This is a genomic window from Lacticaseibacillus suihuaensis, from assembly GCF_054785075.1.
In genome coordinates this window covers 29523-54733 of the sequence record NZ_BAAGBJ010000012.1, presented here as the reverse complement: position 1 = coordinate 54733, position 25211 = coordinate 29523, and the positions used below count along the sequence as shown (strand labels likewise).

Here is a 25211-nt window from a genome sequence, read left to right as displayed (position 1 = left end):
CGTCGAATGAAAGAGGGAGAATTCGTGAACAAACGCAATACCAAGCGGCTCTTGGTTGTGCTGGGGATGCTGGCCTTGACCGTGTTCCTGACGGCCTGTGGCACCAGCACGGTCACCGCTCACAGCACCAACGTCTGGGACCGCTACGTCATCTACAACGCCGCGCAGTTCATCCTGTGGCTGGCCAAAATCTCCGGCGGCAACGCCGGGGTCGGGATCATCATCTTCACCATCCTGATCCGCATCCTGATCTTCCCGCTGAGCTACATTTCGATTAAGAACATGTCCAAGCAGCAGGAAATCGCGCCGCAGCTCAAGGAGCTGCAAAAGAAGTACCGCAGCAAGGACACCGACACCCAGCGCAAGCTGCAGCAGGAGACGCAAAAGCTCTACGCCGCCGAGGGCATCAACCCGGTGATGGGCTGCCTGCCGATTGCCATTCAGATGCCGTTCCTGTTCGCCTTGTACCAGGCGATCTACCGGACGCCGGCGCTGAAGGTCGGCCACTTCCTGTGGACCAACCTGGGTCAGCCCGACCCGACCTGGATCCTGCCGATTCTCGCCGCGGTCTTCACGCTTTTGACCAGCCTGACCTCGACCTTGGCCCAGCCAACCCGGACCACCGTGCAGTGGGTCATGGTCGCCGTTTCACCAATCATGATTCTTGCAATGGGCTTCACATTCCCATCGGCGCTTGCGATTTACTGGGTTGTCACCAACGCCTTTTCACTGGGGCAGACCCTGCTGTTGCAAAACCCGTTCAAGATGAAGCGGGCTCGCGACGAGAAGGCCCAAGCCGAGCGCGACCGCAAAAAGGCGCTGCGCAAGGCCTACAAACGCGCGTTGAAGAAGTAGCCAGCGCGGGGCAAGGCAACTTGCCAATGTAAGGAGGATACCACCCATGCCTACTTTTCAAGGGGCAACGATCCAAAAGGCGATTGACGCCGGTCTGGTGACGCTTGGCGTCGCCCGTGAGCAGGTGGCCGTCGAGGTGATCCAGGAGGGCAAGCACGGCTTGTTCGGCCTGGGGCGCCAGCAGGCCATCGTCAACCTGAGTGTGCAGCCGGCCACCGCGACCAGCCTGCACGCCGATCCCGTGCCGGAAAAGCCGGCGGTCCAGGCCGCACCGGCGCCGGCTGCCGCCAAGCCGGAACACCAGCTGCCGCTGCACCACCTGCACGAGGGCAACACCCTGCACCGCGATGACCAAACGGCCATCGCCTTGGTGCAAAGCTACCTGGAAGACATCACCCGCGAGCTGGGGCTGGCGGCGACCATCGACAACACCCGCGAAGGCGATCAGGTCTGGTTCGACCTGGCCACCGACAAAGAGGCGCTGTTGATCGGCAAACACGGCAAGATCATCAACGCCATCCAGTACCTGGCCCAAACCGAGTTCAACCACTACGGCAAGTCCAAGTGGACCGTGATGCTGAACGTCGGCGACTACCGCCAGCGCCGCGACGCCGCGGTGCGGCGCCTGGCCGAAAAAAGCGCCAGGGAGGTCGTCGCTCGCGGCGCCAGCGTCTACCTGGACCCGATGCCGTCCTTTGAGCGCAAGGCGATCCACGCCACGCTGGCGGATAGCCCGTACGTCGACACGCACTCGGAAGGCACGGACCCGCGGCGCTACGTCGTGGTCACGCCCAAGGGCCGCAGCTTGTAAAATGAATCACTGACTTTGACAATCCGGGTGGCGGCTGCCGCCCGGATTTTTGGTGTGGTCTCGCACCAGGCGCCGGTCGTAGCGGTGACGCGTGACAGCACGGCCGCCGGGTTCCGGTCGCGGCGAGGTCGGACGCGGCCATCCGGCCTCGACCACCGCGAAACCTTCAGCCACCGCGCCGCGACCCGCCAGTGGAATCGGATGACCACGCGCATCTGGGTGCCGTTGCATTTTAGTTGGCGGCGGCAAGGGGTTCTGGCTGGCAGTCGCCGTGGTCAACTTGCTACACTGAAATTAAGGCGGCCAGGGTGGCCGCACACAACCGACAACCACTGAACGGATGCGCCGACTGCGATTGCGTAAGCTCCGACCGAACGTCGAGGACCACCTCCCGTCTGTGCCGCGCTGCCAGATCACGCCCCGCCCCGTTTGCAACGATGAGGAGGAATTCTGATGTACGGAAATAGCTCAAAGGCCGGCCTCGCCGGCGCCGCTGTGCTGCCTGCGACAGGCGGGGTGATTTCGCCTTGGGTGGCGGTGATCGGCTACGCAGTCCTGGCCGTGACGCTCGTCTCCTTCTTCTTCCTGTGGCGTGCCACCAAGCGCGTTCACTGATGGCCGACCGGTGGGGGAACCCACCGGTTTTTTGCTGCTGTGAGGCCTTGAAAATACCGGTGGTGCGGCCTTTGCCGGTAAAAAAACGCGTGGTGAGTCAAATTGTTTGACGGGAAATTGGTCTGGTGTTAAGCTACCTTCAGATGATTATCTTAGTGCGGGGCGACGACTCAAAGCCACGGTCGCCGTAGTAGCCACCGCGCGGGAACGGTCCGGAGCGCAAGCGCCTCCAGTACCATACCCATGCCAAGTCGCAGTGTATTGCCACACGACTTTAAACTCGAGAGCTTTAGTGCAACTCCTGATCCTAGGAGAAACCAGGGGGAAGGACTTCCACCCAGCCGTTGCAGTCCCGCGACCGCCACCCACCTCGTGGGGTAGCCGTGCGGTCAAGGGGATGACTGGTGTACCACGAAGCTGGTAAGACGAAGACAGAATCCTAACCGAATCAGGCCAAGGCCACCGGGCAGTGTGAGTCCGGTGGCTTCGGCGCGGCCGCCGCAGCTTTTGGGTTGCGGCGGTTTTGGGCGTTGCGCGAGTGGTGGTTGGTTTCGGTCCGGTTGCGGTTTTGACAAACGCGGTCAGGTTTTGTACAATACAGTCAATATTTACGATGAAGTAGTCAAAGTGCTTTGTCCGTCGCGACCCTTGGGGGTAGTGGCGGATACTGCGCTTTTTTGTTTGGGAAAGGGATAACATGGCACAGACAGTCACAGAGTACGACACGATTGCGGCAATCTCGACGCCGCCTGGCGAAGGCGCGATTTCGATTGTGCGGCTGAGCGGGGAGCATGCGCTCGCCATCGCACAAGCCGTGTACAAGGGGAAAAACCTCACGAAGGTGGCCAGCCACACCATCAACTACGGCCACATCATCGACCCGGACAGCGGGGCGGTGGTCGACGAGGTGATGGTCAGCGTCCTGCGAGCCCCGAAGACCTACACGCGCGAGGACATGGTCGAGATCAACACCCACGGCGGCATCGTGCCGACCAACCGGGTGCTGCAGCTGCTGTTGGGCGCTGGTGCCCGGCTGGCCGAGCCCGGTGAGTTCACCAAACGCGCCTTTTTGAACGGCCGCATCGACCTGACCCAGGCCGAGTCCGTGATGGACCTGATTCGGGCCAAAACCGACCGGGCGCTGCAGGTCGCCGTGGATCAGCTCGACGGCAACCTCCACACGCTGATCACGAACCTGCGCCAGGACATCCTGGAGGTGCTGGCGCAAGTCGAGGTCAACATCGACTACCCCGAGTACGACACCGACGAAATGACCACGCAGCTGCTGCAGGAAAAGGCCCAGCTGGTGCTGGACCGCGTCTCCGAGCTGCTGCAGACGGCCACCCAGGGCAAGGTGCTGCGCGACGGTCTGGCCACCGCCATCGTCGGCCGGCCCAACGTCGGCAAGTCGAGTTTGCTCAATTACATGCTTCACGAGGCCAAGGCGATTGTGACCGACGTGCCGGGGACCACCCGCGACGTGCTCGAGGAGTACGTCAACGTGCGGGGGGTGCCGCTGCGCTTGCTGGACACCGCCGGCATTCGCGATACCGACGACAAGGTCGAAAAAATCGGCGTGGCACGCTCGCGCAAGGCGCTGGCCCAGGCCGACCTGGTCCTGCTGGTGCTGGACGCCAGCCGGCCGCTGACTGCGGAGGACCGCGAGCTGATCGCCGCCACGGCCGCAAAGCCCCGCATCGTGGTGCTGAACAAGCAGGACCTGCCGGTAAGGCTGGACCTGTACGTTGCCGCGGGTGAAGCCGCCGCGTCTGCGGCCGAGGCCGGGAACGCGACCGGCGCAAAGGCCGCCACCACCGCTGCGGCCGGCACCGCCACCCCAGCCGAGGCCGTGAGCGCCGCTGCTGCTGGCACCGCCGCGTTGATTCCCGAAAGCCAGATCGTTCGCACCGCCATCACCACCGGGGCGGGGATGGCGGCCCTGGACACCAAGATCGCCGGGCTGTTCAACGCCGGCATCGAGAACTCGCAGACCACGGTGATGGTGACCAACGCCCGGCAGATCGGGCTGCTGCGCCAGGCCAAGGCCAGCCTGCAAAGTGTGCTGGCCGGCATCGAAGCGGGGATGCCGATCGACCTGGTGCAGATCGACATGACCGCCGCGTGGGACAAGCTCGGTGAGATCACCGGGGACGCCGCCCCGGACGAGCTGATCACGCAGCTGTTCAGTCAGTTTTGCCTGGGCAAGTAGGCTGGCGGCAAGCCGCTGCGCTATTGAACGTCGGGTTATTTCCCGGGAAATATCAGAAGGAGACGTTATGCCAGAAGTGAAAGAGTATTCGGCGGCGACCTACGATGTCGTCGTTGTTGGGGCCGGTCACGCCGGCTGCGAGGCGGCGCTGGCCGCGGCCCGAATGGGGCAAAAGACGCTGTTGATCACCATCAGTCTGGAGATGCTCGCGTTCATGCCGTGCAACCCCAGCGTCGGCGGTCCCGCCAAGGGCATCGTGGTGCGGGAAATTGACGCGCTGGGCGGTGAGATGGGCAAGAACATCGACAAGACCTACATTCAGATGCGGATGCTGAACACCGGCAAGGGGCCGGCGGTTCGCGCCTTACGTGCCCAGGCCGACAAGGCGGCTTACCACCGCAGCATGAAGGCGACCATCGAGCGGCAGGCCAACCTCGATCTGCGCCAGGGCCTGGTCGAGCGGCTTTTGATCGAAGACGGCACCTGCGTCGGCGTTGTCGCCGCCACCGGGGCCCGTTACCGGGCCAAGAGCGTGGTGCTGACGGCCGGCACGTCCAGCCGCGGCAAGATCATCATCGGCGAGCTGATGTACTCCAGCGGCCCGAACAACAGCCTGCCGAGCATCCGGCTGTCCGAGAACCTGGAGCAAAACGGCTTCAAGTTGCGCCGCTTCAAGACCGGGACGCCGCCGCGCGTGTTGGGCAGCTCGATTGATTTCACCAAAACTGAGGAGCAGCCCGGCGACGTCACGCCGAACCATTTTTCCTTCACCACGCCGGATTCGGTGTTCCTGAAGGACCAGCTATCCTGCTGGATGACCTACACCAACGCGACGACCCACGCGATCATCCGCGAGAACCTCGACCGGGCGCCGATGTTCTCCGGGGTCATCAAGGGCGTGGGGCCGCGCTACTGCCCGTCCATCGAGGACAAGGTCGTGCGCTTCGCCGACAAGCCGCGCCACCAGCTGTTCCTGGAGCCCGAGGGCAAAGACACCGACGAGTACTACGTCGGCGACTTCTCCACCTCGATGCCCGAGGAGGTTCAGCTCAAAATGCTCCACAGCGTCGCCGGCCTCGAGCAGGCCGAGCTGATGCGGCCGGGCTACGCGATCGAGTACGACATCATCGAGCCGTGGCAACTCACCGCGACGCTTGAGACCAAGGTCGTGGCTAACCTCTTCACCGCCGGTCAGATGAACGGGACCAGCGGCTACGAGGAGGCGGCTGGTCAGGGGCTGATCGCTGGCATCAACGCCGCGCTTCGGGCCCAGGGTAAGCCGGGCTTCACGCTGCAGCGGTCGGATGCTTACATCGGCGTGATGATTGACGACTTGGTGACCAAGGGTACCAACGAGCCTTACCGCCTGTTGACCAGCCGCGCCGAGTATCGCCTGATTCTGCGCCACGATAACGCGGATCTGCGGCTGACGGCCAAGGGCCACGACCTGGGGTTAATCGACGACGCCCGTTTTGCCGCCTTCATCGCCAAGAAGCAGGCAATCGAAGCCGAGATCAAGCGGCTGCAGACCACGCGGCTGCGGCCCAAGGAGGCCAACCCGTGGCTTGAGGCCCGGGGCCTGGCCCCGCTCAAGGACGGGGTGCTGGCCGCCGACTTCCTGCGCCGCCCCGAGGTCAGCTACGACGACTTAGTTCAGCTGGCCCCGGCGCCGGCCCCGGTCGGCCGCTACGTCGCCGAGGAGGCCACGGTGCAGATCAAATACGCCGGCTACATCGACAAGGAAACCGCCGCGATCGCGCGGCTGCACCGCCTGGAGGCCAAGAAGATTCCGGCCGGGATCGATTACCAGGCAATCAACGGCCTGGCCACCGAGGCGCGGCAGAAGCTGACCAAGATTCAGCCGGCAACCATCGCCCAGGCCAGCCGCATCTCCGGCGTCAACCCGGCCGACGTCGCAATCCTGTCCGTGTACATCGAGCAGGGCCGCATCGCCAAGGTGCAGGGATAGACTTGCTCGAATCAAAATAGTGCCACCGGACAGCGATTGCGATCCGGTGGCGCTATTTTAGTCTGATTGTCAGTCTTCTCGCACCACCCAGGCGGTGGCGAAAAAAAGCCCTGAGGCGGCGAGGGCCAGCCAATAAATCGCATGGGCGACGGTGAACAGGCGCCAGCACACCAACGTCGCCAGCAGCGTCAAGGCCGCCAGCACCCCGGCCCAGAGCGGCCGCGGCGGGTGGGTGACGGCGCTGGCCTCGAGGATCAACAGAACGATCATCGCGATGCCGGCGACGGTGATCACCCGCCAGGTCGCGGTCAGGTCGCCGAAGTGGCGCGTGGTCAGCGGCATGACGACGTTCAGCGCCATCCAGGTGGCGGCCAGAACCGCCAGCACCGCGGTTGCGATTTTCAGTAACGGGGTGATGTAGCGCCTAAGCATGATGGCCCTCCCAAGTCATTTTGCCTTCAGTATAAGAAAAATGCCGGCGCATCGGCGGCGGCATTCGGCAATCGTAGGAGATTTTTAAGCAACTCAGGGATGGGTCAGTAGGCTGACCAAGAGGCCGACCAAAACGACGGCCAGGGCGGCCTTGGCGCCGGTGTTGGCGCGGCTAGCCTGGTGGGCTCGCCACTCCACGACAATTAAGGTGCCGGTCGCGATCAGCGCGGCGACCACCATGATAATCAGTTTCACAACAACAGACATGGCGCCCATCCTTTCTGAGTCAGACTTCGAGGTCGAAGTAGGGATTGATCCGTTTTTGCAGGTCGTGGATCTTCACGAGGTCGATCGTGGGAATCAGGCGGTAGATGAAGCCGGCGAAGGTGTCGCGGTGGTACTTGTAGTCCATCCGCGCCATGCGATGCCGCCGGTCTTCCTTGGTGATCTCCCACACCTCGAGGTTGTAAGCCGCGTCGGGAATAAGTGAAATGAATTTCGTGTCGTCCAGCCAGACGACGGGGTTAGCAGTTCTTAGCTCTTGCATCGCAAATCCTCCAATGTTCAAACGCCGGATCCCGTGCGGCCGCAACCAGGTCCGTGTGTGAAACCAATTATAGCAGACTTGCGGGAAGAATTCCGGTCGCCAAGTTTGTGAAACTCGGTTCACAAGCGACCGGGCGGCGCTGGCGTAGGCGGGAGTGTGTCAAGCCCCAACTTGGTTAAAGACCCGAATCAAGCGGCTGAAAGCACGTGGCAAGGGCCGTTGCCAGCCAAAATAAATATTTTTGCGGGAAAATTTAGGTCGGTTTTGGCTTCACAAGGACCTCCGAACATTTGTTCTAAAAAGGCGCTTTTTCACCTGAAAAAGCCGACCAATGACGGCAGGAAATTGATGATCATATGGAGTGCCAGCGAGTAGCGCAGATCGCGCTTGCGGCGGTAGGCGTAGGCGAGAATCACGCCCATGCCGGCGTAAAGCACCAGAAAGATCGACAGCCGCGGCTCATGCGCCAGGCCGAACACCAGCCCCGAGAAGACGACGGCGCCGAGCGTGTTGGCCGGGTTGTCTCGGCGCCAAAACAGGCTCATGAACAGGCCGCGGAAGGTCAGCTCCTCAAGCGCCGGCGCGATTAGGGCGGCCATCAGAAACAGTGTCAGCGGCCACGCCTTTTGCATCGTCAGCACGGTTTCTTGGTTCTGCGGAATCCCGAACTGTGCGACCAGAATGTTCAGGAACAAGACGCAGCCGTACATCGCGGCCACGAACAGGCCGCCCTTGATGGTCAGCGGGGTGCGGCCGATGCCTAGGGGATTATTGCGCCGCAGCTGGCGGCGGTACAGCCACCACAAGATCGCGCCGATCAGCACCCCGGGCCCGGCGATGGTCAGCGCCAAAAGCGCGTCGTGGCCGCCTGCCGCGGCGGTCCAGTGGTTCAGCCGAATGGTCAGGTCCATCGGCAGCTGGTAGGTGAACATGAGCACGACGATGCCGGCAAAGGCCGCCGTGCGGCCCAGCCAATTGAGAAGTTTCATCGCGGCACCTCCTTGTGGCGTATTCTAGCACGACTGGCGGCGCTTGTGAAAGTGCGGGGTGATACGGCTTGTGATTAACAACGCGAGGGAGACTGCGCTTGATTGTCGCCTGCAAAAAAAGCAAGTCGCTGTGTTAGTGCTTTGGGTACAGGCGAAACTGCCGGCCGGTGATACACACGCGTCTTAGTATGGCATTACGTTTTTGGGCAACGACTGCATTTGGCAGTTTCTTGACTATTATTTCACATAAGTCACGCTAGCCGGACGAAGGACGGTTTCGTCAGTCCAGATGAACACTGGCCAACGGGTCTGGATTTTGACCTTGTTAGTTGGTACTTCGGAGGGCGGCACGTTCATCACGACCATATCCCCGCGAGATGTGTGGACATGGATCTCACTGCCACCTGCAAAAAAACTGTGCCCTCAAAAGTTGAGTGGTGCTGGTAAAAGGTCGCGGTCCCTGCGGCCAGTAGCGCAACCACCAGCAGTTTGGCCAGAAAAACAAACGGATTGGCGGCATTCGAGCCCCTAAAAAAGCTGCGGCAAAAAACAAGTTCAGCAATTAGGATAATGACGCTACCAATACCGTTCGTCAGCATTCCAGACGTGCTTGTTGAGGTATCCTGAGATATTAATAGGATGGGAAACAAGAGAACGAGTCCCAGCACAATAACCATGCTCAAAAAGAAAAAGCTTCTTAAACACCGAACAATCTCCCGCGTCATCGCCTATCCTCCCTACGAAAGGTTGTGTTCACATGATCAAACTGAGCCACGCAAAGGCCATTGCGCAGCTTGATAGCGTGCGGCGACGGCTAATTATGATGGTCAAAGCGACTGGCGGCATAGAAAATGACTGAGCGAAAGCTGGCATGCCAACAGGCAAGCACGAAATCGGGATTGCGGTGGCTGCGCGGCCGCCTTGGTCCGAGCCGCGTTCGGCCGCCAGACCGAGGGCTTTTTCCGCCGCCGGCCGAATGGTGGTGGGGGCGGCTGGCTGGTAAGCTAAGGACATCACATTTTGGAGGACGAATACACGATGAAGAAACTTCTGATCTGGTGCCTGGGCATCGGTGCGGCTTGCGGCCTGGCGCTGACCGGCGCGAAGCTTGCGACGCAGCAAAGCAGCAGCGAGCTGGCCGGCGTGGTCGATCAGCTCAACCCGCTGGTGAAGGCGCAGACCTACTACGTCATCACCCAGGCCCCGACCACCATGGGCGAGCACAACACGCCCATTTATGAGCAAACCGCCGCGGATGCGCAGGGCCACACAAGGCCGCTGCGGTTCACCGGCATGAAGGTCTTCACCACCGGCAAATACCTGAAGATTCAAGGCAAGGGGGCGTATGTCACCACCTACGCTGCCGTGCCGGCCGCCAAGGTGCCGGCCGCGGCTCGCGCGGCGCTTGCGCGGTAGTCGGCGAACGGTCAAGCGAACGGTCAGGCGAACGGTCAGGCAAACAATTCAAAATAGGCGTCCCGCGACGGCATCGTTGCGGAACGCCTATTTGTCGGCAGCTCAGGCCGCGGTCTTACGCCGCAGCGTGACGGTGGCGGTGAACCAGCCGGCGCCAGTGGTCAGGTTCAAGGTGCCGCTCAGCCGCGTCGCAAGCGCCGCCACGATGCTCAGCCCCAGCCCGGTGCTGTCGCGCCGCGCCGGGTCGCCGGTGGCAAAGCGGGTTATCAGGTGGTCGACGTCCAGGGTGGTGCCAGCCGGCAGCTGGTTGGCGAACCGCAGGCAGACGTGGTTGGCGTCTTTTTCAAAAAGGCGAACCTGAGCGGCGCCTTGGGCGTATTTGAGCCAGTTGCCGATCAGGTTCTGGCAGATGCGCCGCACAAGCGCCGGGTCGGTAATCAGCGTGACTGGGGCCAGCTGCGGGGTGACCTCAAGGCCTCGCGCCGCCAGCTCGTCGAAGGCATCGAAGAGCTGACCCTCGACCAAGGCGGTGAGGTCGACTCGGGCCAGCTGCAGCGGCTGGCCCTGCTCCTGGGTGAGGTTGAAGTCCATCAGGTAGCGCAGGTAGTAGTTCACTGCGGTGAGGTTGTGGGCGATTCGCACTAGCTGCGGCGAGTCGTCGCGCTGCTGCAGCAGCTGGACGTAGCCGGTGGCGACGGTGAGCGGCGTCTTGATGTCGTGGGTCAGGTTGGTCAAAAGCTGGTGGACCTCGGCGTCTTGGCGGATGCGCTGCTCGCGCAGGTTGCGATTCTCGCGCAGGTTGGTGTTGATCGCCCCCACCAGCCTGCGAACCGGCCACCATCGCGTGGCCGTGGTCAGCTCCGCGTTGGTGGAATGGTCGTTGACGTAGGTGAGTTCGCGGGTGACGCGGTGCAGCTCGGCCCAAAGCAGCGCAAGCGTGGCCAGGGTCGCAATCAGTAAGGCACTGAGCAAAATGAGCATGGCAGCCTCCATTGGCAGGGCGGGTGACGTCGGCGCGTTACAGCAGTCGCACCCCGATGCCCCACACCGCGGTGATGTACTGATGCTGCGGGGTGCTGAGCTTGTTGCGCAAGTGGCTGAGGTGAACGTTCAGCGTGTTCTCCGCGTTGAGGTAGGGCTCCTGCCAGACCTGCTGGTACAACGCAGCCTTTTGGAACACCTGGTGGGGATGCTGCATCAAAACGGTCAGCAGCTCGAATTCCTTGCGCGGGAGGGTGACCGGCCGGCCGTCGGAGGTCAGCGCGTAGGTCTGTGGGTCAAGCGTTAGCCCGGCGACAGTCAGCGCGGTTTCAATCGTGCGAAGCTGCACATGGACCCGGGCAATCAGCTCGTCGATGTCGAAGGGCTTGGTCAGGTAGTCGTTCGCGCCGGCCTCCAGCACCGCGGCGATGTGGGCCTTGTCCTGAATAGCGGTCAACACCAAAACCGGCGTGGCGGCGCTGCGTCGTAGGGTGATCAAGATGCTTTCGCCACTGACGCCGGGCAGCATTAGGTCCAAGATGACCAGGTCGACCTGCGAACTACGCAAAAGCGGCAGCGCCTGGCTGCCGTCTGTGGCCTGAATCAGGTCGTACTCAGGCGTCAAAACGTCTTTGAGCAGTGCCTGGATGTCTGGGTTGTCTTCAACAATCAAAATGGTGGCCATGGGAACTCCTTCACGAAATCGTGGTGACGCCGCTGCACCGGGGCCGAACCGCTTATCGGGACGTCAACGGTCCCAGAAGTGGCCCCACCGCTCGCCGGGTCAAGCCGTGGTCGGTCAGGCGGGGCAAACCCGCCGCGTCACACGCGGGGCGGGTGGCATCACCGCGGTACCGGCCCGGCTACAGCTCCTGGCGCCGAATCAGCACGGTGCCGACGCCGATGCTGCCGACCAGCACTACGGCGCTGACTAGAATATACCGCCAGATATCGCCTTGCGCAATCAGCCCGAAGGCGATGCCGGACTCGGTGTTGAAGAAGTCGAAGTACGACAGCCAGTGCCACTCAGTAGCGATGGACAAAAGCGAGATCGCCAGCGGCCACACCACGATGAACACCGCGGTCATCACGGTGGAGCGGGTGAGAATCAACAGCAACAACCCCAGGCTGAACACGACGCTGACGAAAAAGGTACTCATCACGACGCCCCCGCCGACCAGCTTAGCCGTCGCGGTCCAATCGCCGCCGGGCAGGCCGTGAAGCAGGCCGACGACCAGCGCCGTGGCGAAGTACAGGGTCATGCCCAGGAACAGATCGACCAAAAGCGTCACGTACTTGCCCAGGATGAAGCCCAGCCGCGAAATGCCGGTCAGCAAGGTGTTCTTGTACGTGTGCTGGCTGAACTCGTAGCCGATAACGATGACGAACAGGCCGATGAACAGGTAAACCAGCACCGAACTCGAGATCATCGCGCTGCGAATGCCGTCATACACCGTCCATTTCTTGGTCGCGAGGTCAGCCAGCATGTGCTGCGGGGCGTTGACCATGATGCCACCCGGCTCCTGGAACCAGCAGATGGCCGCGCTGTAGGCGACGGTCAACAGCGCGGTGAGCCAGACCCCGCGCGTGTGGTACTGACGGTAAAAATCCGCCCGAATCTGATTGATCATTGCGCGTCCTCCTTGCTAAGCAGTCGGGTGTAGTAGTCCTCGAGCGACGTGGTGCGAACGCGGATGCCGACCACCGCGACGCCGGCCTGGACCAGCAGGCGGTTCAGATCGGCCGCATCGCCGGCCGCCCCAGGCAAGACTAGGTGCTGGTCATCAGTGACGTGAAAGCCCTTGATCCCGGCCGCATCCAGCACCTGTGCGGCCTTGGCGGCATCGGCCACGGTCACCTGCAGGCCGCCGCTGTTTTCCGCGTCCAAGGCGGCGCGGGTGACCTCCTTGATGATGGTGCCGTGGTGCAGGAAGCCAAAGCGCGTGGCGACCTGGTACAGTTCCGACAGGATGTGGCTGGAAATCAGGATGGTGGTCTGCTTCTCCACGTTCAGCCGGTGCAGCAGCTCGCGGAACTCGACGATGCCGGTGGGGTCCAGCCCGTTAATCGGTTCGTCGAGAATCAGGAAATCGGGATGGGCCAAAATCGCGGTGGCCAGGCCCAGGCGCTGGCGTTGGCCGAGCGACAAGGTCTTGGCCTTCGCGTTGCGCTTGGCGGCCAGCCCGACGAAGCCGATGGCGTCGTCGATGTCGGCGTCTTGGGTGATGCCGTGCTGAATCGCCGTCAGCCTGAGGTTTTGGGCCACCGTCAGCTTGTCGAAGGCCGCCGGGGTTTCGATCACCGCGCCGATGCGGCTAAGCGCCATCTGGTAGTGCCGCGCGTTCTCACCCAGCAGCACGATGGCGCCTTGTGAGATGGGGGACAAGCCAGTGATCAGACGCATCAGCGTGGTTTTGCCGGCGCCGTTCTCGCCGACCAGCGCGTAGACGTCGCCGCGCTGAATGGTCAGCGACACGTGACTCAGCGCCTGGTAGTGGCCGAAGCGCTTGCTGACGTCTTGGATGGTTAGGACTGCATTTTCCATAGTCATACCGCCTTTCTATGGAACAAGCATACCTGCCGTTCCTTAATCGGGGCGTGAAGGAATCCTTAATTCATCCTTAATTGCATGGTCGCGCCAATTGGCCGGTCATGCTTCAGGCCGGAAAGTATTGCTCGAGTAGGTGGACCATGCCGGTTTGGCCCAGCCACTGCAGGTGATCAATCAAGGTGGTCCGAGCGGCGGCGTCGCGGTGGCCGGCCCGGTAAGCCGTGATGAAATCGAACAGGTGCGAAAGAACCACCAGTTCGGCGACGCGGTCGTGGCGCAGCTGCTTGGCTAACGCCTGTTGCGTGAAGGCGAAGATGGCCGCATTGTTCGCCTTGACCGAGTAGATCAGCAGGTTGCCGAACAGCGGCGGCAGATCATGGCGGAAGAAGCGGCTGGTGGCGTAGTGAATGACCGAGTGAAAGGTGGAATTCAAGCAGGCCATCACAAAGTCGGCATCGAAGACGAACAAGTTGTTGATGAACAGTGACAGCTCAAAGCGCCCCCAGTCGGCAATGCCGCTGAGGTAGTGTTGAATCAACTCCCGGGCCCGTTGCGTCGCAGGGTCGCTGGCGTCAAACTGGTTCGTGCGGTAGGCGTAGGTCAGGCGAACCGTGGCGGCCAGCGCCGCGTAGAAAATATCTTGGGTCGCTTGGTAGTCGGCATCCGCCCGGGTGAGAAAGGCGTCGGCCCAGTCCTGGGCGGCCGGCTGATGAAGTTTGGGCGCGAGTCCGGCGAACAGCCGCCGCACGGCTTCCTTTTCGCTTGGGTTGGCCTGGTTGTACAGGACGGTGTACTCGTCGAGCGTGACATTTAGGCGCTCCAGGTACTGCTGCATCGTCTCAAAATCGATCCGGGTGCCGTGCGTTTCGAAGCTGAGCAGCGTGGTGCGGTGGGTGATACCGGCCGCAAGCTGGGCCTGAGTCAGGCCACGCGCCTGGCGCAACTGCCGGATAAGTTCGCCGTGGGTCATGAGTGCCTCCAATCAATGACGAGATACGCAACATTCGAATTTTCGGTGCTAGGGGTTATTGTACCATTGGTGACAACGCCGGGGCCCGAGGAATCGCGCCCCCGAGTAGTGGGAGGATCGCTTATGTCCAAGGAATCACGCAACATTGTCCGGCTGATTGCGCGTGGTCAGACGAATAAATTCGGCAATTTGGTCTACGATTACGGGAACAAGCTGCTGATTGCCGGGCTGGGGGCCAAGGCCAGTTTCTACATGAGCCTCTATCAGTCCGGTGAAACCATTGTCGGCATCATCTTCGACCTGATCGGCGGGGTGTTCGCAGACACGCGCGACCGCAAACGCATCCTCGTGGTGACCGATCTGCTGGCCGCCTTGGCGACGTTCATCGTCTGGATGCTGTTCTCGCCGCGCAACGCGGCCCTGCTGGTGGTGGTCAACATCGTCTTGGCCATTCTATACGCCTTCAACAGCCCGACGTACAAGGCGATTGTGAAGGACCTCCTGAGCAAGGCGAATGTCTATCGGTACAACTCCTTTTCCAAAACGATTTCGGAGTTCATCAGCGTGGTGTCGCCGCTTTTCGGGATGTTTCTGATCTCGGCTCTTGGCTTTCGCGCGGGGATGCTGGTCAATGCGGCGAGCTTCCTGATTTCCGCGGCCATCGAGTGGCGCTTCGAGCCGATCGTCACGCCCAAGCCAAGGGTCGCGCTCAAGCGCTCGACGCTCGGCGCCATGCGCCAGGGCTTCGCTTACATCTGGCACGACCGGGAGCTGATGGTTGTGCTGGTGGCGAGTTCGCTGATTAACTTTTTCTTTGCCGGCTACGAATTTGCGCTGCCCTTCACGAACCAGATGGGACACTTCGCCCATCTTTACGCCTACATTCTGATTGCAGAGTCGGTCGGCAACATCACCGGTGCCACGGTGAACGGCCTGTGGGGCAAGGACTTGAGCTTGCGGCAGTACAGCCACTTTCTGCTGGGCGTTGCGCTGCCGATTGTCATCCTGCCGTTCGTCAGTTTCCACTGGCTGGTGCCAGTGGTGTTGTGCGGCCTGTCTTCGGGGTTCATGACCGTGTTTAACGTGCAAATGTTCTCAAGCCTGCAAACCACGGTAGCGGCCGATTACCTGGGGCGTGTGTTCAGCGTGATTTTCACCGTGGCGATTCTGTTCATGCCGGTTGGGACGTTCTTCTTTGCGACGTTCAGCCACACCAGCTGGCTGATCTTCACCTGGGTTGGAGCAGGGGAGCTTGCCGTTTACCTTGTGATGGCGACGGTGATTCGCAGCGGCCATCGGTAGTCAGTGAGAACCACCGCCGAACACCCCAGTGCCTGACAGGGGGGCGTAAGGTGAAAAAACCATGCCCGAACAACGGGTCGAATCCTAATCTGCGCTGCTTATAGGAACCGGAAATAAAAGGGGCATTTTCGGTTAATCTATTATCTTGATCAGGCGCAATCGTTGAACTTAACCTCAAGCGGTTGATCGGTCGGCCAAATCGGGATATGGCGCAACCTGGACGTGACGTCACTGCACCACAAAATCTCCTGCGGGCAAAACCCAACGGCTTGGGCAGTGCGTTATAATGGTCCTTATATTGACACCGACCAACCGTGATTCCTTAGCGCCGTTGCTCGATATCCCGGAGGACTGGCATGGCAAACACTAAAAAAAGGGGCCTGTTCTTGGGCAGCCTGGCCGCCCTTGGCTGTGAGGCCTTGTATGGCCTGAGTTACATTTTTACCAAACAGGCGACTGACAGTGCCAGCCCACTTGCATTGTTAGGCTGGCGCTTTCTGGTCGCACTGATCGTGATGAGCGTCTTGATCCTAGCGGGTGTCGTACACGTTGATCTGACTGGCAAAAAACTTCGGCCGTTACTGCTAGTCGCCATTTTCGATCCGGTCTTGTACTTCATCGGTGAGACGTTTGGCATCAACCACACCACGGCTTCGGAGAGTGGGGTGTTTCTAGCCTGTATCCCCGTCGCTGCATTATTGGCCTCGGCGTTGATTCTGCGCAAGTATCCGACCCGCCAACAAGTGCTTGGCATTCTGCTCACGTTAGCCGGCGTCGTCATCACCGTTTTGGCCGCCGGTGCCAGCGCAAGCCTCTCGCTGATCGGCTATCTCTTTTTACTATTGGCAGTCGCCACGTATGCGCTGTACAGCGTCTATGTCGAGAAAGCCGCCGCGTATACCGGCATCGAAATCACCTATATCATGTTGGCCGCGGGTGCCGCCGTGTTTGGGCTCATGGCGATTATCGAGGCCGTAATCGGCGGCGATGTGCAAACCTTGCTTAGTTTGCCGATTCGCAATCGCGATTTCACCATCGCGGTCTTGTATCAAGGTATCGGCAGCTCAGTGTTGGCGCTGTTCCTGTCGAACTACGCCATCGCGCAGATTGGCGTCAACAAAGCCGCATCATTCATCGGCGTTTCGACGGTGGTATCGATTGTGGCGGGTGTGCTTTTACTCGGCGAAGCCTTCAGTCAGGCCCAGCTGATCGGTGCTGTCGTTATCATCTGTGGCGTCTATACGGCCAATAGCACGTTCCAGCACAAACACAAGTAGCGTGTTTCACATCTCGGTCCAGCCAAAACGCGACATGCTCAAGATGACTTGAGGCAGGTCGCGCTTTTTAATGAGTTACATTAAGACCTGCTTGAGCGTAATGGGTACACCATCCTTAATCGTGACCGAGGACGTTCCACGTGAAACAAAAAACGCCCCGCACCGCCGGGGCAGTGGGGACGAGTTGAATCAGTCTTTCATCAGAAACACCAGCGCCAGGTAGACCCAAAACAGGATGCCGCCGCCGAACACGAACAGCAGCCGCACCCAGATGCTGCCGATGCCCAGCGCCTCGGCGATGCCGCCGCAGACGCCGGTGAAAACACGGTCGGTTGATGATTTGCGCAATTGCATGTGATTTGTCCTCCAAGTGGTTGTGATGCCTTTAGTTTACCCGGCCGGCCGCGGCGGCGCATCGCTCGCAGTGCGGAGGCGGCCTCGGACGTTGGACGGAGAAGCCCACGGTCGGTGAAGGGGCGGGGCTGCCTGCGTCCAGGCCGCTCGGTTTCGGTCGGGCCGTGCGACCGCTTCGCTGCCAGCGACTCGGCGGTGTGACACCGCGAACTTACCTGTATCTTTTTTGAGGAGCGACCGATACAATTGAGGCAAAAGGAGGGGGTCACATGACCGCACAGACGTTGGGCGGCTTTTTCAGGCAGTTTCGCAAGGACCGCGGGATCACGCTGGAGGCGGCGACGGCCGGGGCGGGGTGCTCGCCGGCGGCCTTGTCGCGCTTTGAACGCGACCAAAACGACCTGAGCGTAGCGACGGTTGGCCGGCTGCTGGCCAACCTGCAGCTGACGGCGCATGATTTTCTCGCTTACACCAGGGCCCGGCCCGGCGCGATGACCCACGACGCGCTGGCGGCCTTCATCGCCGGCGATGTGGCCGGGCTGACCGCGCAGCAGGCGGCGTTCGCCAAGGCGCATCCGCGGCCGACCACGCCGGCCGCGGCCTATACCGCGCTGGTTTACCGGTTGGCGCTGGCACCGGCGGCGTCGTCGGTGGCGCTCACCACCGCACAAGAGCAGCTGCTTGCTCAGTTCTTGGTTCCCGGCCCCGGCTGGCACAGCGTTCACACACTGGGGCTGGCGGCCGGGGTGCGGTTCGGCAGCTTCGAGCTTTTGGCTGCGCTGGCGGAACGCTTCATCAATTATGCGGCGGGGTTTGACGCGACTAACATCGCGCAATCCGCGGTGAACGCCAGCGATTTTGCCTGGCTGGCACTGCCGCTGTTGGCGACGCGGCACCCGCAGGCTCAGGCGGTGGTGGCGGCGATGACCCGCTACCACCGGCTGCGGCGCGACCTGCGGCAGGTCGGCGTGATCGGCGTCAGTACCCTCAACTCGGCGCCGATTGTGACCGCGGTCCAGACCATGGCCGCGGCGCTTGAGGCCGCCGGCACCGCCACCGGTAAACGTCACCGGCCCCACCGGCGACAATGCTGACAACACCGGCACCGCAGACGCTGGCACCGCAGACGCTGGCACCGTAGACACCGGCACCGTAGACACCGGCACCGAAGCGGCGACGGCCGAAGCGGCCGCGCTGGCGACGCAGCTGGAAGACCTGCGCCTGCTGACGGCGACGGCCCTGGCCGATTACCTGGCAGCCGCACAGGCGTGGGTGCTGGCGGGGACGCCGGCCTGGCACGACCGCGGCCTGACCGTGCATGCGGTGCCGCGGGTTGCGCCGCCGGCCGCCTGGGCGTTCACCGGGGCGACCATCGGCTGGCTGCGGCGGCGTTACCACCTGAGCCTGGACGACGTGGCGGTGGCCTGGAGCCCGGCGACGCAATCGCGTTTTGAGACTGGCAAGACCCAGCTGGGCTTCCGCGACGCCTGTGCCTTGGCCGACGCGCTGCTGTTGCAGGTCAAAATTTTCTACGCCAACCTGTTCCCGCTGCCCTACACCGACCTGGATGCGCGGCTGGCGCAGGTTCCCGCCGAAGACGACGGCTCGGGCATTCTCGCCGCCACCGCGGCCGCCGTCGCGCAGCTGCCGGCCGGCGGCTCACCGCGAACGCTGCTGGCCACCGCGGCGTTTCGCGGCCGTAGCCGGCTGACGATGGAAGGCCGCGGGGTTGCCGAGGACCGCTGCGAGCACTTTTTCCCGCGCGACCAGATCGCCGCGTCGGCGCTGCAGGCGCTGGCGGAGGCGGCGGATGTGCCAAACATCAAGGCGTTGCGGGAGGCCGCCGCGAGCCTGACGCCCGATCGGCTCTGGGTCGCCTACAGCGTCGCCTTCGCCAGCCTGGACCTGACGGCGCGGCTGTACCTGGCGCCGGCAGACCAGAAGGCGACGGCGGCCACAATCGCGCGGTGCGACCGCACCATTCACGGCTACCTGGACGAGCCGGCGAGCAACCTGTCGTTTCTGTGCAACATGTTCGCCGTGTCGGCGGTCGACGAGGTGCCGGCGGCCGCCAAGTGGCTGGCCGCGCAAGGTGAGGCGGCGAAGTGAGTCCCCGCGGCCGCGGCCCGGTTTTGCACCGTCGCGGCGGGTCGCGGGGCCACGCCGCGGATGAAACACACCGTCGCGAGACGACAAAAAATCCGCCACTTTGCTGGCGGATTTTTTATTAATCGTGAAATTACTTGCTGAGCTTGCTTGCGGCCGCTTCGTCGATGATGAGGATCGCATCGTCGTGGTTCTGCAGCACGGAAGCCGGCACGTGGTTGGTGACGGGGCCTTCGATGGTGGCCTTGATCGCGTCGGCCTTGTCCTCACCGTAAGCCAGAAGCAGGATCTTCTTGCCCTTCATGATCGAGCCGATGCCCATGGAGATGGCGTAGCGCGGCACGTCTTCTTCGCGGTCGAAGAAGCGCTTGTTGGCCTCAATCGTGGATTCGGTCAGGTGAACCTTGTGGGTCTTACCGTCGAGGTCGGAGCCCGGTTCGTTGAAGCCGATGTGGCCGTTGCGGCCGATGCCCAAGATCTGGATGTCAATCGGGTTGTCCGCGATGATCTTTTCGTAATCCGCGGCGGCCTGTGCAGGGTCTGCGGCGTTACCGTTCGGCACGTAGGAGTGGGCGAATGGCTTCTTGTTGAAGAGGTTGTCCTTCATGAACTGGTGGTAGCTCTGCGGGTTGTCCTCCGGCAGGCCGACGTACTCGTCGAGGTTGATCGAAGTCAAGTTGCTGAAATCGAGGTCGCTTGCAATCATGGCTTGGTACAGGGTGATTGGGGTGCTGCCGGTGGCGAGGCCCAGTACCTTGGCGCCTTGTTCGATGCCAGCCTTGATGATGTCAAAAGCGACCTGGCCGCCTTCTGCTTTATCTTTAACGATTTTTACTTCCATCATAAAACCCTCCTTGTTTGGTCTAGTCCAATATACACCGGCCACGGGGTTGCTGTCAACAATGGTCTAGACTTATCGACAATTTTTTTCGTCGGTCAGCAGCTGGTCGCGCAAAACGGTCTGGGCCGCCGCGTCAACGCCCAATTCCCGGGCGACGTAGCGCGGCCAGTCGCCGTACTCGCCGCGGATGAAGGCGGCGACCGCCAGCTGGCACTGGACCTCGGCGCGGTTGCGGTTCATGTCGGCGACGAAGGTGCTGCCGGGGTCCTGCAGGGCCTGCGTCACCTGGGCGGCGGGGGCGGCGAACACGGCGTTGGTCAGCAGGTAGTCCTGGCGAATGGTGCCTTCGGGAACGCCCAGCATCCCCAAAAGCATCATCGCGGCCACGCCGGTGCGGTCCTTGCCGGCGGCGCAGTGGAACAAGACGGCCTCGTCGGGCGTTGTGTTGGCCGCCACAAGGTCGAATAACGCTCGCCACTGCGCAAGCGCATGCGCGTCCGTGAGCATCCGCAGGTAGTACTCGGCCATCGGCGCGATGCGCGGCTCCTGCATCGCGCCGAGGTACTGGGCGACGCGCTCGGGCAGCGGGGCGGTGGTGGCAAACGGCAGTACCGACAGCACGTGGTAGGCGACGCCCGGGGCCAGCACGTCCGGCCAGCCGGCGCGTTCGTCCAGACCGCGCAGATCGACCACGTGGCGCAGCCCGTAATCGTAAAGCTGCTTGGCCTCGTTCATATCGAGCATCGCCAGGCTGCCCGAGCGCAGCAGCTTGCGATTTTGAACCCGCCGGCCGTCTATGGTCTGGTAGCCGCCCAGCTCGCGCAGGTTCACCGCGTTTGGAATCGGAAGTAATCGTTGTGGTGTCATGAAACCGCCTCCCGGTTTCCATTATAGCGGGTGAGCGGCGGAACCGGTAGTTTGCCGCTCGGCGCCGTGGCACCAAGCGGGTCAGGCTTGCCAAACGGTAACGTTCCTATCATGAAGTGAATAAGTAGTACGTGATACACTGGTGAAAACAGAAAGTTGAAGACGGTTGGCCAATCTAATCTTTCAGAATGTGAGGTGGTGCGTATGCACAACTCGCGGACTCCGAAGGAAAGGGGGTGCCTTGTTGACGGTTGCCGAAGCAATCATCATCGCGTTGACATTCGGCGGGTTTGTCCTGTCGCTGGTCGAGCTGATGATGAAAATTGCCGACCACAGCGACAGCAAAAAAGACCGCTAGTAGACTTTTCGGCAGATTAGTCTAGCGATCTTGTGATCCAACTCTGAAGCCAACCGTTATCAACGGTCTGCTGCCCCGTGTTCCAGCACGGGGTTTTTCTATGGTCATTGTATCATGGCGGTCGAACTGCGCCAACAGAGACGCGGAGCTTGCCACGTTCCGCTCATCGTCAGCACATTGCCGTGCCACGTTGTTTGGCCGGGAATTGTGTGGAAACGTGCAAGCGTCCGGGCTTGTGCGGTATCGTGCATTTTGCCGCTTAGTAACCGGCGCGAGGCGCGATCGCGGCTTACCGCAGCGGTGACGGCGTCGGGCAACCGCGATGCCACGCCCGTTACGGGCCGCAGCGGCGCCACCGAGACGCTGCGACCTCCCTGGGCTACGCCGGCGTCACGGGATGACGATATCGTCGCCGGGCCGCCGCCACTGCACCGCCGCTGGACTTCGACGACCGCAACACTTTTTGGTATAATGGGCCTGATACTACGACTTAATGGAGGACGACATGGCAGGAGTTAAACTGTTCGCGCTCAACGGCAACGTGCCGCTGGCGCAAAAAATTGCACAGGAGGTCGGGTTGCCGCTATCCCCGGCCTCGGTGCGGCACTTCGCTGACGGCGAAATCGCGATCGACCTGGACGACAGCGTTCGCGGCGCGGATGTTTACGTGATTCAGCCGGTGTCCGACCCGGTCAATGAGAACCTGATGGAGCTGTTGATCATGGTCGACGCCTTGCGCCGCGCCAGCGCCCACACGATCAACGTGGTCGTGCCGTACTACGGCTACGCGCGAGCCGACCGCAAGGCGCGGTCGCGCGAACCGATCACGGCCAAGCTGGTGGCCAACCTCCTGACGATGGACGGTATCGACCGCTTCATCGCCGTGGATCTCCACGCCGACCAGCTCCAGGGCTTCTTCGACATTCCGGTCGATCACCTGCGGGCCCTGCCGCTTTTTGCCGAGTACTTCCGCAAGCTGAACCTGCCGGACGTCGTGGTCGTGGCGCCGGATCACTCCGGCACCAAGCATGCGCGTGAGCTCGCCGAGCTGCTGCACGCGCCGATCGCCATCGTCGACAAGCGGCCGGAAGCCGAAGCCGGCATCATCGGCGACGTCGCCGGTCAAAACGCGATCATCATCGATGACCTGATCGACACCGGCGACCGCGCCGCCGAGGCCTACACCGCGCTGGCCGCGGCCGGGGCCAAGGACATTTACGCCGTCGCGACCCACGCGATTTTCTCCCGCGGCGCCAGCCAGCGCCTCGCCGACCTGCCGCTGCGCCAGATTGTGGTCACCGACACCATCGACCTGCCGGCGGAAAAACGCTTACCGAACATGGTCACCATCTCGGTCGGCCAGATGATCGGCCAGGCAATCAAGTTGATTGCCACCAACCAGTCGATTCACCCGCTGTTCGACTTCAAGTAGACACCAACACACGCGTCGTTGCCACCGGTTGAGGCCGGGGCAGCGGCGCGTGTTTTTGCCGTGTTCGTGAATGCGTTTTCCGATAGGTGAAGCGATGGCTATCGTGGCGAGACGAGAAAGCGCTGTCATACTGACAGGCTCACGCCAGGTACAGGCGGCGCAGATCCGCCAGGTCGCCGGCGCTGAGGTGCAGCTGCTGGGTGAGGTAGCGCGACCAGCTGCCGCCGTAGTTTTTGGCCAGCAAGGCGACCACGGCCTGGTAGTTGGCGGCCTCGGCCGGATGGGCGTTCATCGCGTCGACCGTGGCGCTGCCGCTCGGGGCGACCCCGCCAACCGCGGCGTCGTAGATCTGGTTGGTCAGCATGTAATCGGCCTGAATAGTGGCGGCGGGGACGCCGAGGCCGCCGAGCAGCATCATCGCGGCCACGCCGGTGCGGTCCTTGCCGGCGGTGCAGTGAAACAAGGTGGCCTCGTCCGGCGCCGCGGCCAGCACGGTGGCGAAAACCTCTCGGAACACCGCGTTGGCGTGGCTGTCCGTCAGCATTTTCTCGTAAGTGGCCACCATGCCGGTCGGCGCCTTGCTCAGGCGGCGCCGCACCCGGGTCCAGAGGCTGGCGCGGTCGGCGAAGGGGTACACGGACAGCTGGCGGTAGCGAATCTGGTCGGGCAGCTGGTCGGGGGCGCGTCGCACCTCGGCGTCGCTGCGCAAGTCGAGGTCGTGGGTCACGCCGTAGTCAAGAAGCGCCGCGCCGTCGGCCTGCGACAGGTTGCTCAGGCTGCCGGCGCGAACCAGCCGCTGCCACGCGACGGTGCGGCCGTCTTGGGTCTGGTAGCCGCCGAGGTCACGCACGTTGAGGGCATTTTGCAAAGGAAGAAGACGGTCTGGTGACATGTTGAACCTCCCATGGTTTGCCTCAATCTTACCAGATTTCAAACTTTTTCGCCGGAAATCCTTGCGTGCGTAAGGCCGGGGTGGTAATATGATTTAGTCGTTAAGGCGACCACATGGGTGGTTAGCTCAGCTGGCAGAGCAACGGACTCTTAATCCGTGGGTCCAGGGTTCGATCCCCTGACCACCCAGAACGAACCGGCGTCGCAAGTTTAGGCTTGCGGCGCCGTTTTTTTGCTGCCGCGAAACGGGCGGCCTTGATAATCTGCAAGTTTGTGAATTCTGTGCGGTCGAAGCGGCCGATGAACTGGCCGCTGGCACGTGGCTTTTAGACAAAGAATCTGCAAGTGACCCTCTATTCGGCGCGTTGTCGAAGCGCTGACGTTGAAGTGGATGCAGGCTTTAGACGCCGCGGCGGCGGATTCAAAAAGGCGAGCCGCCCCCGGCTCACCTCATCACGCCAACTAAACTTACTCCAGGTCGGCCTCGGTGATTACACTGCGGCCGGCCTTTCTGGCGTGGCGAATCGCCGTGGTGATGTCGGCGTCGCTCCAAAAGCTCGGGTCGGTGCCGGCCTTGCGCAGTTGGGTCCGAGCCGCCGCAATCTGGGCGGCAGACACGGTGTCGCCGCCGGCACTGCTGCCGGTTTCGGCGGCACCGCTTGCCGCAGCCGCCCCGCTCGCCTCGGCGGCGGTGGCGTCACCGGTCTGGCCGTCGGTCGCCGTTCCGCTGCCGGCCGCCGCCGAATCGCCGGCCGTCGCCGAACCACCAGCCGCGTCGCCGGCACCGGCCGCCTGGGCGGCCAGTATCGTTGCCTTGAGCCGCAGCGCCGCCAGCACCACTGTGCGGTAGGCCGGCAGGTCGTAGGCGGGGGTCAGCACCCGGGCCAGCGTCGTCAGGGCCTTGGTCGGCGCTGAGTCGGCGATTTTCTGGGCGGCCAGCACGTTGGCCCGGGCCACGGCCACGTTGTCGCGGTACTGCGCCGCAAGCTTCTGCTTGCCAGCGGCGTGTTCGGCCAAAAGCGGCCAGTCGCCGCTCGCCTGCCGCGCGGCCTTGAACTGCCTGGCGGCGGTGCGGTAGTCGCCGGCGGTCAGCGCGGCCTGGGCCTTGGCCGCCAGCGTCAGGGCCGGCTGGCGCTTGATTGCCTGCTTAACGCCGGCGTTTTGCAGCGCCTGGTTGAGCCCGGCGGCCCTGGCGTAGTCGTCTTGCCGCACCGCCTTGGCAATCTGGCGCGTTGTCGTCGCGGCACCGGCCGCCGCGTTGTCGCCGGTGCCGCGGCAGCTGGCGAGCAGGCCGCTCAGCCCGATTGTCATCAGCACTAGGGTCAGCGCCGCCGCCAGCCCCTGCTTACGCAATTTTATCATCCATTCTACCTCCAAGCTTCCATTGTAACATACGGGTTGCGGCCGAAAAAAAACGCCGCCGGGGCAAATTGGTGCA

At 62.4% G+C, this 25211-nt stretch carries 27 protein-coding genes and 1 tRNA gene; 13 read left to right on the top strand and 15 right to left on the bottom strand.

What is annotated here, in order from left to right; translation table 11 throughout:
* The first annotated feature begins 6 nt into the window (after positions 1-6).
* The 5 genes from ACYVRZ_RS10510 to mnmG all read left to right on the top strand — a co-directional run bounded on the left by ACYVRZ_RS10510 (position 7) and on the right by mnmG (position 6459).
* Positions 7-855 carry a membrane protein insertase YidC gene (locus tag ACYVRZ_RS10510; RefSeq protein ID WP_461226704.1) on the top strand — a complete coding sequence of 283 codons (849 nt, stop codon included), beginning with the start codon at positions 7-9 and terminating at the stop codon, positions 853-855.
* 46 nt (positions 856-901) lie between these two features.
* Positions 902-1666 carry an RNA-binding cell elongation regulator Jag/EloR gene (gene jag, locus ACYVRZ_RS10505; protein ID WP_461226702.1) on the top strand — a complete coding sequence of 255 codons (765 nt, stop codon included), beginning with the start codon at positions 902-904 and terminating at the stop codon, positions 1664-1666.
* Between the two features lie 453 nt (positions 1667-2119).
* Positions 2120-2281 (top strand): LPXTG cell wall anchor domain-containing protein, encoded by a 162-nt coding sequence (locus ACYVRZ_RS10500; protein WP_262316861.1) that lies wholly within the window; start codon positions 2120-2122, stop codon positions 2279-2281.
* Positions 2282-2978: 697 nt separating this feature from the next.
* Positions 2979-4490, top strand: a complete 1512-nt coding sequence (gene mnmE / locus ACYVRZ_RS10495) for a tRNA uridine-5-carboxymethylaminomethyl(34) synthesis GTPase MnmE (RefSeq protein WP_461226700.1) — start codon at positions 2979-2981, stop codon at positions 4488-4490.
* Positions 4491-4557: 67 nt separating this feature from the next.
* Positions 4558-6459 (top strand): tRNA uridine-5-carboxymethylaminomethyl(34) synthesis enzyme MnmG, encoded by a 1902-nt coding sequence (gene mnmG / locus ACYVRZ_RS10490; protein ID WP_461226698.1) that lies wholly within the window; start codon positions 4558-4560, stop codon positions 6457-6459.
* Between the two features lie 69 nt (positions 6460-6528).
* Here the strand turns inward: mnmG and ACYVRZ_RS10485 are convergent, their stop codons facing one another.
* The 5 genes from ACYVRZ_RS10485 to ACYVRZ_RS10465 all read right to left on the bottom strand — a co-directional run bounded on the left by ACYVRZ_RS10485 (position 6529) and on the right by ACYVRZ_RS10465 (position 9152).
* On the bottom strand, positions 6529-6891 hold the full coding sequence (locus ACYVRZ_RS10485) for a hypothetical protein (protein ID WP_461226696.1): 363 nt from the start codon (positions 6889-6891) through the stop codon (positions 6529-6531).
* A 93-nt stretch (positions 6892-6984) separates the two neighbouring features.
* Entirely contained in the window at positions 6985-7158 is a 174-nt protein-coding gene (locus tag ACYVRZ_RS10480) for a hypothetical protein (protein WP_461226694.1), read from the bottom strand.
* A 19-nt stretch (positions 7159-7177) separates the two neighbouring features.
* A complete protein-coding gene (locus tag ACYVRZ_RS10475; protein WP_262316570.1) occupies positions 7178-7438 on the bottom strand; it encodes a hypothetical protein in 261 nt (86 codons plus the stop codon).
* Between the two features lie 311 nt (positions 7439-7749).
* Positions 7750-8427, bottom strand: a complete 678-nt coding sequence (locus tag ACYVRZ_RS10470) for a lysostaphin resistance A-like protein (RefSeq protein WP_461226692.1) — start codon at positions 8425-8427, stop codon at positions 7750-7752.
* A gap of 356 nt (positions 8428-8783) precedes the next feature.
* The gene (locus tag ACYVRZ_RS10465; RefSeq protein WP_461226690.1) at positions 8784-9152 is read right to left on the bottom strand and encodes a hypothetical protein; all 369 of its coding nucleotides are present in this window, start codon (positions 9150-9152) and stop codon (positions 8784-8786) included.
* A 313-nt stretch (positions 9153-9465) separates the two neighbouring features.
* On the opposite strand from ACYVRZ_RS10465, the gene ACYVRZ_RS10460 reads away from it, so the two are divergent.
* The gene (locus tag ACYVRZ_RS10460; RefSeq protein WP_461226688.1) at positions 9466-9843 is read left to right on the top strand and encodes a YxeA family protein; all 378 of its coding nucleotides are present in this window, start codon (positions 9466-9468) and stop codon (positions 9841-9843) included.
* Positions 9844-9945: 102 nt separating this feature from the next.
* Here ACYVRZ_RS10460 and ACYVRZ_RS10455 read toward each other — a convergent pair whose 3' ends face one another.
* The 5 genes from ACYVRZ_RS10455 to ACYVRZ_RS10435 form a co-directional block, all read right to left on the bottom strand.
* Entirely contained in the window at positions 9946-10824 is an 879-nt protein-coding gene (locus ACYVRZ_RS10455) for a sensor histidine kinase (protein WP_461226686.1), read from the bottom strand.
* Between the two features lie 37 nt (positions 10825-10861).
* Positions 10862-11509, bottom strand: coding sequence for a response regulator transcription factor (locus ACYVRZ_RS10450; RefSeq protein WP_461226684.1), 648 nt, complete (start codon positions 11507-11509; stop codon positions 10862-10864).
* A gap of 178 nt (positions 11510-11687) precedes the next feature.
* A complete protein-coding gene (locus tag ACYVRZ_RS10445) occupies positions 11688-12455 on the bottom strand; it encodes an ABC transporter permease (RefSeq protein WP_461226682.1) in 768 nt (255 codons plus the stop codon).
* Positions 12452-13369: an ATP-binding cassette domain-containing protein gene (locus ACYVRZ_RS10440; RefSeq protein WP_461226680.1), complete on the bottom strand. Its 918-nt coding sequence runs from the start codon at positions 13367-13369 to the stop codon at positions 12452-12454. Before ACYVRZ_RS10440 ends, ACYVRZ_RS10445 begins: the two co-directional genes overlap by 4 nt.
* A gap of 112 nt (positions 13370-13481) precedes the next feature.
* Complete coding sequence (locus tag ACYVRZ_RS10435; RefSeq protein WP_461226678.1) at positions 13482-14345, bottom strand: Rgg/GadR/MutR family transcriptional regulator; 864 nt, start codon at positions 14343-14345, stop codon at positions 13482-13484.
* A 123-nt stretch (positions 14346-14468) separates the two neighbouring features.
* Between ACYVRZ_RS10435 and ACYVRZ_RS10430 the strand changes: the two genes are divergently transcribed.
* Together ACYVRZ_RS10430 and ACYVRZ_RS10425 are read left to right on the top strand one after the other, a co-directional pair.
* Complete coding sequence (locus ACYVRZ_RS10430) at positions 14469-15647, top strand: MFS transporter (protein WP_461226676.1); 1179 nt, start codon at positions 14469-14471, stop codon at positions 15645-15647.
* 356 nt (positions 15648-16003) lie between these two features.
* Positions 16004-16924 (top strand): DMT family transporter, encoded by a 921-nt coding sequence (locus ACYVRZ_RS10425; RefSeq protein WP_461226674.1) that lies wholly within the window; start codon positions 16004-16006, stop codon positions 16922-16924.
* A gap of 189 nt (positions 16925-17113) precedes the next feature.
* On the opposite strand, the gene ACYVRZ_RS10420 is transcribed toward ACYVRZ_RS10425, so the two are convergent.
* Complete coding sequence (locus tag ACYVRZ_RS10420) at positions 17114-17278, bottom strand: PspC domain-containing protein (protein ID WP_461226672.1); 165 nt, start codon at positions 17276-17278, stop codon at positions 17114-17116.
* A gap of 269 nt (positions 17279-17547) precedes the next feature.
* Here ACYVRZ_RS10420 and ACYVRZ_RS10415 point away from each other — a divergent pair, with 269 nt between their 5' ends.
* Together ACYVRZ_RS10415 and ACYVRZ_RS10410 are read left to right on the top strand one after the other, a co-directional pair.
* Positions 17548-18372, top strand: a complete 825-nt coding sequence (locus tag ACYVRZ_RS10415; RefSeq protein WP_461226670.1) for a helix-turn-helix domain-containing protein — start codon at positions 17548-17550, stop codon at positions 18370-18372.
* Positions 18314-19387 carry a hypothetical protein gene (locus ACYVRZ_RS10410; protein WP_461226668.1) on the top strand — a complete coding sequence of 358 codons (1074 nt, stop codon included), beginning with the start codon at positions 18314-18316 and terminating at the stop codon, positions 19385-19387. Before ACYVRZ_RS10415 ends, ACYVRZ_RS10410 begins: the two co-directional genes overlap by 59 nt.
* A gap of 130 nt (positions 19388-19517) precedes the next feature.
* Here the strand turns inward: ACYVRZ_RS10410 and nagB are convergent, their stop codons facing one another.
* Positions 19518-20225, bottom strand: coding sequence for a glucosamine-6-phosphate deaminase (gene nagB / locus ACYVRZ_RS10405; protein ID WP_461226732.1), 708 nt, complete (start codon positions 20223-20225; stop codon positions 19518-19520).
* A gap of 72 nt (positions 20226-20297) precedes the next feature.
* On the bottom strand, positions 20298-21092 hold the full coding sequence (locus ACYVRZ_RS10400) for a tyrosine-protein phosphatase (protein ID WP_461226666.1): 795 nt from the start codon (positions 21090-21092) through the stop codon (positions 20298-20300).
* 244 nt (positions 21093-21336) lie between these two features.
* Between ACYVRZ_RS10400 and ACYVRZ_RS10395 the strand changes: the two genes are divergently transcribed.
* Complete coding sequence (locus ACYVRZ_RS10395) at positions 21337-21450, top strand: putative holin-like toxin (protein WP_461226665.1); 114 nt, start codon at positions 21337-21339, stop codon at positions 21448-21450.
* Positions 21451-21955: 505 nt separating this feature from the next.
* Positions 21956-22882 (top strand): ribose-phosphate diphosphokinase, encoded by a 927-nt coding sequence (locus tag ACYVRZ_RS10390; protein WP_461226663.1) that lies wholly within the window; start codon positions 21956-21958, stop codon positions 22880-22882.
* A 139-nt stretch (positions 22883-23021) separates the two neighbouring features.
* On the opposite strand, the gene ACYVRZ_RS10385 is transcribed toward ACYVRZ_RS10390, so the two are convergent.
* Positions 23022-23774 carry a tyrosine-protein phosphatase gene (locus ACYVRZ_RS10385; RefSeq protein ID WP_461226661.1) on the bottom strand — a complete coding sequence of 251 codons (753 nt, stop codon included), beginning with the start codon at positions 23772-23774 and terminating at the stop codon, positions 23022-23024.
* A gap of 115 nt (positions 23775-23889) precedes the next feature.
* Between ACYVRZ_RS10385 and ACYVRZ_RS10380 the strand changes: the two genes are divergently transcribed.
* Positions 23890-23962 (top strand) — tRNA-Lys (locus ACYVRZ_RS10380).
* A 279-nt stretch (positions 23963-24241) separates the two neighbouring features.
* Here the strand turns inward: ACYVRZ_RS10380 and ACYVRZ_RS10375 are convergent.
* Complete coding sequence (locus ACYVRZ_RS10375) at positions 24242-25135, bottom strand: hypothetical protein (protein ID WP_461226659.1); 894 nt, start codon at positions 25133-25135, stop codon at positions 24242-24244.
* Positions 25136-25211 lie beyond the last annotated feature (76 nt).

What these genes read in the sequence shown, in the direction of transcription:
- ACYVRZ_RS10510 (WP_461226704.1), top strand. Translation starts at nt 7, where the DNA reads ATGAAAGAGGGAGAATTCGTGAACAAACGCAATACCAAGCGGCTCTTG.
- jag (WP_461226702.1), top strand. Translation starts at nt 902, where the DNA reads ATGCCTACTTTTCAAGGGGCAACGATCCAAAAGGCGATTGACGCCGGT.
- ACYVRZ_RS10500 (WP_262316861.1), top strand. Translation starts at nt 2,120, where the DNA reads ATGTACGGAAATAGCTCAAAGGCCGGCCTCGCCGGCGCCGCTGTGCTG.
- mnmE (WP_461226700.1), top strand. Translation starts at nt 2,979, where the DNA reads ATGGCACAGACAGTCACAGAGTACGACACGATTGCGGCAATCTCGACG.
- mnmG (WP_461226698.1), top strand. Translation starts at nt 4,558, where the DNA reads ATGCCAGAAGTGAAAGAGTATTCGGCGGCGACCTACGATGTCGTCGTT.
- ACYVRZ_RS10485 (WP_461226696.1), bottom strand. Translation starts at nt 6,891, where the DNA reads ATGCTTAGGCGCTACATCACCCCGTTACTGAAAATCGCAACCGCGGTG.
- ACYVRZ_RS10480 (WP_461226694.1), bottom strand. Translation starts at nt 7,158, where the DNA reads ATGTCTGTTGTTGTGAAACTGATTATCATGGTGGTCGCCGCGCTGATC.
- ACYVRZ_RS10475 (WP_262316570.1), bottom strand. Translation starts at nt 7,438, where the DNA reads ATGCAAGAGCTAAGAACTGCTAACCCCGTCGTCTGGCTGGACGACACG.
- ACYVRZ_RS10470 (WP_461226692.1), bottom strand. Translation starts at nt 8,427, where the DNA reads ATGAAACTTCTCAATTGGCTGGGCCGCACGGCGGCCTTTGCCGGCATC.
- ACYVRZ_RS10465 (WP_461226690.1), bottom strand. Translation starts at nt 9,152, where the DNA reads ATGACGCGGGAGATTGTTCGGTGTTTAAGAAGCTTTTTCTTTTTGAGC.
- ACYVRZ_RS10460 (WP_461226688.1), top strand. Translation starts at nt 9,466, where the DNA reads ATGAAGAAACTTCTGATCTGGTGCCTGGGCATCGGTGCGGCTTGCGGC.
- ACYVRZ_RS10455 (WP_461226686.1), bottom strand. Translation starts at nt 10,824, where the DNA reads ATGCTCATTTTGCTCAGTGCCTTACTGATTGCGACCCTGGCCACGCTT.
- ACYVRZ_RS10450 (WP_461226684.1), bottom strand. Translation starts at nt 11,509, where the DNA reads ATGGCCACCATTTTGATTGTTGAAGACAACCCAGACATCCAGGCACTG.
- ACYVRZ_RS10445 (WP_461226682.1), bottom strand. Translation starts at nt 12,455, where the DNA reads ATGATCAATCAGATTCGGGCGGATTTTTACCGTCAGTACCACACGCGC.
- ACYVRZ_RS10440 (WP_461226680.1), bottom strand. Translation starts at nt 13,369, where the DNA reads ATGGAAAATGCAGTCCTAACCATCCAAGACGTCAGCAAGCGCTTCGGC.
- ACYVRZ_RS10435 (WP_461226678.1), bottom strand. Translation starts at nt 14,345, where the DNA reads ATGACCCACGGCGAACTTATCCGGCAGTTGCGCCAGGCGCGTGGCCTG.
- ACYVRZ_RS10430 (WP_461226676.1), top strand. Translation starts at nt 14,469, where the DNA reads ATGTCCAAGGAATCACGCAACATTGTCCGGCTGATTGCGCGTGGTCAG.
- ACYVRZ_RS10425 (WP_461226674.1), top strand. Translation starts at nt 16,004, where the DNA reads ATGGCAAACACTAAAAAAAGGGGCCTGTTCTTGGGCAGCCTGGCCGCC.
- ACYVRZ_RS10420 (WP_461226672.1), bottom strand. Translation starts at nt 17,278, where the DNA reads ATGCAATTGCGCAAATCATCAACCGACCGTGTTTTCACCGGCGTCTGC.
- ACYVRZ_RS10415 (WP_461226670.1), top strand. Translation starts at nt 17,548, where the DNA reads ATGACCGCACAGACGTTGGGCGGCTTTTTCAGGCAGTTTCGCAAGGAC.
- nagB (WP_461226732.1), bottom strand. Translation starts at nt 20,225, where the DNA reads ATGGAAGTAAAAATCGTTAAAGATAAAGCAGAAGGCGGCCAGGTCGCT.
- ACYVRZ_RS10400 (WP_461226666.1), bottom strand. Translation starts at nt 21,092, where the DNA reads ATGACACCACAACGATTACTTCCGATTCCAAACGCGGTGAACCTGCGC.
- ACYVRZ_RS10390 (WP_461226663.1), top strand. Translation starts at nt 21,956, where the DNA reads ATGGCAGGAGTTAAACTGTTCGCGCTCAACGGCAACGTGCCGCTGGCG.
- ACYVRZ_RS10385 (WP_461226661.1), bottom strand. Translation starts at nt 23,774, where the DNA reads ATGTCACCAGACCGTCTTCTTCCTTTGCAAAATGCCCTCAACGTGCGT.
- ACYVRZ_RS10375 (WP_461226659.1), bottom strand. Translation starts at nt 25,135, where the DNA reads ATGATAAAATTGCGTAAGCAGGGGCTGGCGGCGGCGCTGACCCTAGTG.